Raw genomic sequence first — 9,589 nt, forward strand, 5'->3', positions numbered from 1 at the left:
CGGTAGCTCAGCTGGCGCTCGCCGAACACCAGGGCCACGGCGTCCGGGGTCTTTTGCGCCTGGGCCTCGATCAGGGTGTGGACGCAGGCGTCCAGCGGGTAGGCGTCGGTCGCGGTGACATTCCACTGCACGACGATGCGCTCCTGCTCGGCCGCGCCCAGCATCGGCAACTCGCCCAGATGCCTGTCGGCTTGCTCGCTCAGCGCTTGGAGCAGGACCATCAAGTGAGCGTCGATCTGGCGTATCTGCGACGCACTGAAGTGCGCTTGGTCGAAGCTGTAGCGCAGTTCCAGGGTATCGCCCAGGCTGACCGCCAGAGTCAGTGGGTAGTTGGTCTGTTCATGGCTGGCCACGGGACCGAAACGGAGCTCGTCGGGAGCACCCTGTTGCAATGCTTCCGACACCGGGTAGTTCTCGAACACCAGGATACTGTCGAACAGCGCTTCACCGCCTTGGCCGCGCCAGCGCTGGATTTCGAAGAGCGGCGTATGTTCGAACTCACGCACGCTCAGGTTCTGTGCCTGCACCGTCTGCAGCCATTGCGCCACGCTCAGTTGCGGGCTGGGGCTGGCGATCACCGGTAAGGTATTGATGAACAGGCCCACCTGCTCTTCCACACCTTGCAGGTCGGTGGGCCGGCCAGCCACCGTGGCGCCGAAAGTGACCGCCTGCTGGCCGGTATAGCGTTGCAGCAGCAACAGCCAGGCAGCCTGCAGCAATGTGTTGAGTGTGACTTTTCGGGCGCGGGCGAACTCACCCAGCGCTTGCGTGGCCGAGCGCTCGATCAAATGCCGGTACTCGGCCTGGCCATGTGCGCCGCTGGGGCGCGGTAGGCTGCTGGCCAACAGTGTCGGCTGCTCGAGGCTGGCCAGTTGCTGTTCCCAAAAGGCTCGGCTGGCAGCCGCATCCTGGCCCTGCAACCACTGGATGTAGTCACGGTAGCGTACGCGCGGCGCGTCAAGGGCTAGGCCTGCGTAGTGCTGCATCACCTCACCGATCAATCGCGAGCTGCTCCAGCCATCCATGAGTATATGGTGGTGGGTGTAGATCAGGTGATACTGCCCTGCACCGGTCTCGACCAGTTGCAGGCGAAGCAAGGGCGCGTGAGCCAGATCGAAACCTTGGGCCAGGGCTGTGGCGGCAAGGTGGTTGGCATCCTGCGCAGCGTCGTATTCCTCAAACGGCACCTCAACGGCTCGGTAAACCAGTTGCAGCGGCTGCGCCAGGTCGCCTTCCCAGCAGAAGCTGCTGCGCAACATCTCATGGCGCTCGACCACCCGTTGCCAAGCTAGGCGGAAACGCGCCGGGTCCAGCCCATCGATATCCACCCGGAGCTGATTGACGTAGTCGCCCGATCCTTGCTCGTAAAAGGTATGGAACAGCATGCCTTGCTGCATGGGTGCCAGTGGCAGGATGTCCTCGATGTCGTCGGCAATGACCGGAAGGTTATCAAGTTGGGCTTGGTTCACTGGCGCCAGAGGGAAGTCGGACGGGGTAAAGCCCAGTGCCCGACCCGCTGTGCAATGAGCCACCAAACTGGCCAGTTCGCGGCTATATTCATGCGCCAGGCGCTCGATAACCTTGGGTTCGAACATCTGTGCCGAGAACGTCCACTCCAGGCTCAGCTCCCCGTCGTAGACCTGGCCATTGAGGGTCAGCCAGTTGCCCAGCGAGACCTGTCCATCCTGCTCGGCACCGGCCGACTCGACGGCTGGCACGAACAGGGAGGCACCGCCTTCATCGAACTGGCCGTCCAGTTGCCCAAGGTAATTGAAGGTTATACGGGCCTCGGGCAATGCCGCCATCAGCGTCTGGGTTGCAGCATCGGCCAGGTAGCGCAGGATGCCGAAGCCAATGCCGTTGTCAGGCGCCGCGCGCAATTGCTCCTTGATACCCTTGATCGTTTGCCCAAGGTCCTGCGCCGGGGTCAGTAGCACAGGGTATTTGCTGGTGAACCAGCCAACGGTGCGGCTGAGGTCAATATCGTCGAATAACGCCTCGCGGCCATGGCCTTCCAATTGCACCAACACCGAACGTTCGCCACTCCAGCGGGTGATAACCCGCGCCAGGGCGCTGAGCAGCAGGTCGTTGACCTGGGTACGATAGGCCGCAGGTGCCTGTTGCAACAACTGCCGAGTAACACTGGCATCCAGCCGGCTGTACACGCTATGGCTGTCACACTGGCGCGCTGGCGCGTCGGCAATGGCCCCGGGCAGCGTCCGTGGCACGCCTTGCAGGCTACCCTGCCAGTAGTCGACCTGCTCCAGCAGGTGTGGTCCCTGGGCCAAGGCGTGCAACTGCTGTGCCCAGCGCTGTACCGAGCTGGTGCGGGCCGGCAGGCTAACCGGTTGGCCCGCCTGCAGTTGCGCACAAGCGTTTTGCAGGTCTTCGAACAACACCCGCCAGGATACGCCATCGACCACCAGGTGGTGGATCACCAGCAATAGCCGCTGGCTGCCATCGCCCATTTGCACGCATACCGCGCGCAGCAGGCGCTGGCCAAGGTCCAGGCCCTGTTGCACAGTTTCGCACAGCGCCTCCAAGGCGCTACGGTCGGTACAGCGGGCCTGTTCCAGCAGCGGTTGCTGTTGCCACAATGCCTGTTGCTGGTCGACGCTACGGTACTCGGCGTGCCACTGCCCTGAGACCTGGCTAAACACTTGGCGCAACGCATCGTGGTGCATCACCAGCGCCTGCAACGCCGACTCCAGCAATGCCACTGGCAGGCTCACCTGGCTGCGGAGCAGGAACGACTGGTTCCAGTGTGCACGCCGAGCCATGGGGCGGGCAAAGAAAGCCTGCTGAATTGGTAACAACGCCAACGCGCCTTGGGCAGGCCCTTGCTCGCCTGACTTGGCTTCACCCTGCCGGGCGACACCGGCCAAACCCTGAACGGTCTGGTACTGGAACAGTTGCTTGGGGGTAAAGTGGATACCGGCCTGGCGAGCACGGCTGACCACCTGGATGGAAATGATCGAATCTCCGCCCAATTCGAAGAAGTTGTCGGTCACCCCCACCCGCTCACGCTTGAGTACCTCTTGCCAGATCACCGCCAGACGTTGCTCCAGCACGTTGCGCGGGGCCATGAAGGCCGCTTCGCTGGTCGCATCCGGCTTCGGCAAAGCCTTGCGATCGAGCTTGCCGTTGACATTGAGGGGCAGGTCCGACAACAGTACCAGTTGGCTCGGAACCATGTGTTCCGGTAACGCCTGGCGCAACTGCGCAAACAGTTCAGTTCTAAGCCGGGCGGGCTCCCCCTCCCCCTTGGCAACGACGTAACCCACCAGTTGCCGACCACCGGCCGAAGGCATCGCAAGCACTGCGGCTTCACGCACCTGGGGCAGGTTGCGCAGCGCATTGGCCACCTCGCCAGGCTCGATACGGTAACCGCGAATTTTCACCTGGTCATCGACCCGTCCCAGGTAGTCGATCCCGGCTGCGCCCCGGCGCACCTGGTCACCACTGCGATACAGCCGGGCGCCTGGAACACCGGCAGGGTCGGGGACAAAACGCTCGGCGGTCAGGCCAGGCTGGCCCACATAACCCCGGGCCAGTCCCGCACCGCCAATGTGCAATTCCCCTGGCACGCCGTCGAGCACCGCTTGCAGGTCGGCATCGAGCACTCGCACGTGGCTGTTGGCCAAGGGGTGGCCAAGGCTGGCACGGGGCGTTGCCACCGCCAGATCGATGTCACCGGCCATTACACCCACAGTGGTTTCGGTCGGACCGTAATGGTTGAAAACCCGGCACTGCGGCGCCAGCCGGTGTATCTCGGTCAACAAGGTCGACGGGCAGGCTTCGCCGCCAAGCACGAGGTAGCGACGCGGCAGCACCTGTTCCGGCCGTGCAGCCTTGAGCAGCGCGTCCAGGTGCGAAGGGACGATCTTGAGTGCATCGATGGCATGGCGGCCCATGTAGTCGGCAAAGCCATCGGCATCCATCGCCAGATCCGTATCCACCAGATGCAGCGTTCGGCCAGTGCACAATGCAGCAAACAGCTGGGTGTAGCCGAGGTCGGCCGACAGCGTCGAAACCAATGCCATGCGCTGCACGTCTTGCCATTCGATGCGTTGCACCACACCTTGAACGTAATTGAGCAAGGCGCCATGCTCGACCATCACCCCTTTTGGTTGGCCCGTAGAGCCGGAGGTGTAGACCAAGTAAGCGGCATTGCTACGCTCCAGCGCAACCGCTTCGGCCATGGGCCCGCCCTTGGCATCCGCTATCACCAGACGTGGAATGTCCAATCCAGGCAAGGTCGCCGGAACGTCCACCAGCATCAGGCAAGCCGCACTGCTGCGCAGTAATTGGGCCTGACGCTCTTGTGGCAGCGCTGGGTCCAGCGCTACGAAGGCAGCACCGGCTTTGTGCACCGCCAGCATGGCCACCGCCCATTCGACCGTACGGCCGGTAGCAATGGCCACCCGCGCCTCCGGGCCAACGCCCTGTTCGCCAAGACGCCAAGCCAATGCGCCGGCCCATTGTTCAAGCTCGGCATAGCTCAGGCGTTGCTCGCCAGCAACCACCGCCAGGCCCTGCGGGTTCGCCCGGGCCTGCTCGCTGATCAGTTCATGCACCCCTGCGACCGGTTTCAGTGCCAAGCCCGGGCCAGCGGTTGTGACAGGCGCTCCGGACAACAGGATTTCACCCAGGCGCGCGTTAGGGTTGGCGACCAGTTGCACGAGCAGCTCCAGCCAATGCCCTGCCATACGCTCGATGCGTTCGGCACGGAACAGGTCGGTGGCGTAGATCAATGTCGCACTCAGTGCACCACCCTGCTCGACAGTTTCCAGGGTCAGGTCGAACTTGCTGGTCTGCTCGCCCGGCGCGAGTGTTTCTACCCGCAGGCTACCAACCTGGGAAGATGCCGTGCGTGTTTCATCGCTCTGGTGGTTGTGCAGGACCTGGAACAGCGGGCTGTGGCTGAGACTACGTTGCGGCTGCAAGGCCTCGACCAACTGCTCGAATGGCAGATCCTGGTGGGCCTGGGCGCCCATGGCGGCGGCCTTGGCCTGGGCTACCAGGTCGACGAAGCGCTGGCTTCCCTCAACGTTGGCGCTAAGCACCTGGGTATTGATGAAGAAGCCAATCAGGCCTTCGGTTTCCACCCGGTGGCGGTTGGCGATCGGCACCCCGACTCGAATGTGTGCCTGGCCACTGTAGCGGTGTAGCAACAGCTGGAACGAGGCCAGCAGTACCACGAACAACGTGGTGCCTTCGCTGTGCGCCAGGTGCGTGAGGCCTCGGGCCAACGGCACCGGCAGGCTGACCTCGTAGCGCCCACCCCGGTAGCTCTGCTGCGCCGGGCGCGGGAAGTCACTGGGCAGCTCCAGCAGCGGGTGCTCATCACCCAATTGCTCGGTCCAGTACTGCAGCTGGCGGTCGCGTTCGCCCGCCTCCATCCATTGACGCTGCCAGATGGCGTAGTCGGGATACTGGATCGCCAGGATGGGCAACAGTGGCGCTTGCCCCTGGCTGCGGGCCGCATAGCAAGCGACCAGTTCGTCGACCAGAATGCCCATGGACACGCCATCGGCCACAATGTGGTGCAGCGTCAGCACCAATACATGGTCATCCTCGGCGAGGCGCAGCAGGCCAACCCGCAGCAACGGCGCGCGCTGCAGGTCGAACAGTTGCTGGGTCTGGGCGTTGACGAAGGTCTCGATAGCCTGGTCGCGAGCGGCCGGCTCCAGCCCTTCGGCAAGGCTTGCGTGCTCGACGGGCAACGTGGCCAACGTTTCGACCACTTGCCAGGTGCGATCGTCCTCATCGATCTGAAAACGTGTCCGCAATGCTTCATGGCGTTCGATCAGGTCATCGAACGCGGCCTGCAGCGCCGTGATGTCCAGCGCCCCGCGCAGGCGTAATGCGCTGGGCACGTGGTAGGCGCGGCTCTCGGGATCCAGTTGCCAGAGAAACCATTGGCGCTGCTGTGCATACGACAGCGGTAAGCGGGGGAATTCGCCGCGCATTGCCGGAATCGGGAACTGGGCCAGGCTCATGCCACGACCGGCCAGTTTGTCGAGAAAGGCCTGCCGTTGTACCAGCGGCAGGCGAATGAAACGCTGAACCAGTGCAAGGTTGTCCAATTCAGCCATTTCAGAGGGTCTCCAGCTCGGTCAGAAAATCATGCATGTCGCTAAGGTCCTGGTTGAGGTTGCTGCTCAGGCAACCGCCGACCGCATTGGCATATTCATGCAAGGCGCCGGCTTTGAAGATCAGGTCGAGCGGGATATTGGCCTGCAATTGCTGCTGGGCGGCAGCAGTGACCTGGGTAGCGAGCAACGAATGCCCACCCAGTTCGAAGAAGTTATCGTTACGCCCTACTTGTTCGAGCTTGAGCACCTGTGCCCAGATCTGCGCCAACTGCTGCTCCAGGTCACCCTCGGGGGCCACGTAGCGTTGCTGCAAGTCGCTGGCATCTGCCTGGGGCAGGGCCTTGCGGTCGAGCTTGCCGTTGGGGGTCAGGGGCAGTTGATCGATGAACAGCAGGTAGCTTGGCACCATGTAGGCCGGCAGCACCTCGCGCAGGTGTGCCTGCAAGGTTTCGCGCAGCTCGGCCTGGGCCCAGGCATCGGCGAGCCCGGTGACCAGGTAGCCCACCAGTTGAGCACCAGCCGGGCCAGGCTGGGCCAGTACCACCGCTTCACGAACAGCGCCATGAGCCTGCAAGCAAGCTTCGATCTCACCCAGTTCGATACGGAAGCCTCTTACTTTCACCTGGTGGTCAATGCGGCTCAGGTAGTCGATGGTGCCATCGGCACGCTGGCGAACACGGTCGCCGCTGCGGTAGAGGCGGCCCCCCTGCCCGCCCAAGGCATCGGGCACGAAGCGCTCGGCGGTCAACGAAGGGCGCTCCAGATAACCCCGGGCGATGCCTTCGCCGCCCAGGTACAGTTCACCCTCCAGGCCGACCGGCAACAGACTCATGGCGCTGTCGCAGACATACGCGCTGCGTTCACCGATTCGGCTGCCGATGGGCGCGTAAGCCGCACCGCACGTATCATCGGGCCCAGCTTTCCAGATCAGAGGTGTGACCACGGTCTCCGTGGGCCCATAGCCATTGATGATGTACCGAGGCCGGAGCGCTCGTTTGGCCAGCTCGAAGCTCGAATGCGGCACGGCATCCCCACCGAAGCAGTAGATACGCACGGGCGGCGGGTTGCCGTCGCGCTCGGCATATTCGGCCAACTGCTGCAGGTACGCAGGGGGGAAAGCAGCCACGGTGACACCCTGTCGGTGCATGGCCTGGTAGGTCTGCTCCGGGGTCCACAGGCTCGGGTCGCGGATCAACAGTCGACCGCCGTGGCCAAGGGTGGTCAGCCATCGCTCGTGCGCGCCATCGAAGGCGAACGACATGAAATGCAGTTCACAGTCGTGTTCGCTCATTTCATAGCGTTCACCGATGGCCAGGCAGTGCATGGCCAATGGCCCGTGAGGAACGGCTACGCCTTTGGGTTGCCCGGTGGAGCCGGAGGTGTAGATCACGTAAGCCAGGTTTTGCGGCGCCGGGTCGTGGGCCGGCGCGCTGCCTGGTTGCGTGACCAGATCCAGTCGGTCGATGGCGAGACAACACAGACCATCCGGGGCCGGCAGCTCCGGCAGCAAATCCGAATGGCTCAACAACAGTGCCATGGCCGAGTCTTGCATCAGGTAGGCGAGTCTCTCCTGGGGGTACTGGGGGTCCAGTGGCACATAAGCACCACCGGCCTTGAGCACGGCCAACAGGCCGACAATCATGTCAAAGCCGCGTTCCAGGGCGATGCCGACCCGGACCTCCGGCCCCACGCCCTGGGCCATCAGGAAATGCGCCAGGCGATTGGCCTGGACCTCCAGTTCGGCGTAGCTCAAGGTACGTTCGCCGCACTGTAAAGCCACCGATTGGGGCGTGCGCTCGGCCCATGCCTGGATCAGCCGGTGTACCGCTCGATCGCTCGGATAGACATGGCGCGGCATGTTCCACTCGCGCAACTGGGCCTGCTCGGCGGCACTGAGCATGGGCAATTGCGCAACCACCTGATGGGGTTGCTCGGCAATAGCCTGCAACAGGGTCTGCCAATGGTTGGCCAGGCGAGTAATGGTCGCTGCCTCGAACAGTTCACAGGCGTAGGTGAACCGCGCGCCCATGCCGGCTTCAAGCTGGTAGGTGTCCAAGGTCAGGTCGAACTGGGCCGTGACGTTACCCCAATCCAGTGGCTCGACCTGCAGTTCATCCAGGCACTGGCCCGCCAGTACAGCCTGGGTCTCATCGTGATGGTTGTACATCACTTGGAACAACGGTGTATGGCTGCGGCTGCGCTGCGGATGCAAGGCTTCGACAAGTTGCTCGAATGGCAGATCCTGGTGTGCTTGGGCATCCAGTGCGGTCTGACGCACCTGGGCCAGAACCTCGGCGAATGGTGCGCCAGCGCTGAGCTCGGCCTTGAGCACCTGAGTGTTGACGAAAAAGCCGAGAATGCCCTCGACCTCCAGGCGGTTGCGGTTGGCGATGGGTACACCGACACGGATCTCCCGCTGGCCGGTGTAGCGATGCAACAACACCTGGAACGAAGCCAGCAACACCATGAACAGGCTGGCCTGCTCACTCCGGGCCAGCTGCTTGAGACGCTCGACCAATACGGGCTCGAGGCTGAAGTCGTGGCTGGCACCCCGCAGGCTCTGCACCGAGGGTCGAGGGTGATCGGTGGGCAGTTCCAACACGGGTTGCTCACCGGCCAGTTGCCCGGTCCAGTAAGCCAACTGACGGTCACGCTCCCCGGCCTCCATCCACTGGCGCTGCCACACGGCGTAGTCGGCATACTGCAGCGCAGCCGCGGCGGTATCGACGGTGCGGCCCTGGCTGAAGGCTTGGTAAAGGCCTATCAGCTCCGCGACCATACGTTGCAGCGACCAGCCATCGGTGATGATGTGATGCTGGGTCAATACCAAGGCATGGTCATCGTCACCAAACTGGATCAACCTGGCCCGCAGCAGCGGCCCCTGAGTGAGGTCGAACAGGCGTTGGGTTTCGCGCAGAACGGCCTGCTGCAGGGCCGCATCCTGCCCGGCGCGGTCAAACCGGGAAAGGTCCAGGCGCTCGCGTTCGACCCTGACGTCGCCTTGGGGGAGGATCAACTGGTGGAGATGGCCCTGATCCTGGATGAACAAGGTGCGCAGGGTTTCGTGCCGGGACACCAAGGTGTCGAAGCTGCGCTGCAACGCTACCGCGTCGAGGCGGCCGCGAAGGCGCAGGACACTGGCGAGGTGGTACGCCGTGCTTTGTGGCTCCAATTGCCAAAGGAACCATTGGCGTTCCTGCGCATAGGACAACGGCAACGGTGCATCCCGGCACGCGGCGAGCAATGGAGGTGCGCAAGGCTCGCCCTGCGGTGCGGCCTGAAGCACTGCGACGAAGGCCTTCAGGGTGGGCTGTTCGAACAGGGTACGCAAGGGTACGTCTTCTCCCTGCAACTGGCGTACCCGCGACATCACCTGGGTGGCGAGCAACGAATGCCCACCAAGGTCGAAGAAGTTGTCGTTCACGCCGACCTGCTCGACGTTCAGCACGTCCTGCCAGACCTGGGCGATCTGCGCTTCCAGTTCGGTACGT

2 protein-coding genes are annotated in these 9,589 nt (G+C 63.4%); both read right to left on the bottom strand.

Translation table 11 applies throughout. The features are described from left to right. A partial coding sequence (locus IAE33_RS23985; RefSeq protein ID WP_201165667.1) for a non-ribosomal peptide synthetase occupies positions 1 to 6,098 on the bottom strand: 6,098 nt, incomplete at its 3' end. 1 nt (position 6,099) lies between these two features. Next, positions 6,100 to 9,589, bottom strand: a 3,490-nt coding sequence (locus tag IAE33_RS23990) for a non-ribosomal peptide synthetase (protein WP_201165668.1), incomplete at its 5' end; no start/stop codon positions are given.

Origin of the sequence: Pseudomonas sp. S60 (assembly GCF_016647865.1) — a bacterium.
GTDB classification, from domain to species: Bacteria; Pseudomonadota; Gammaproteobacteria; order Pseudomonadales; family Pseudomonadaceae; genus Aquipseudomonas; species Aquipseudomonas parafulva.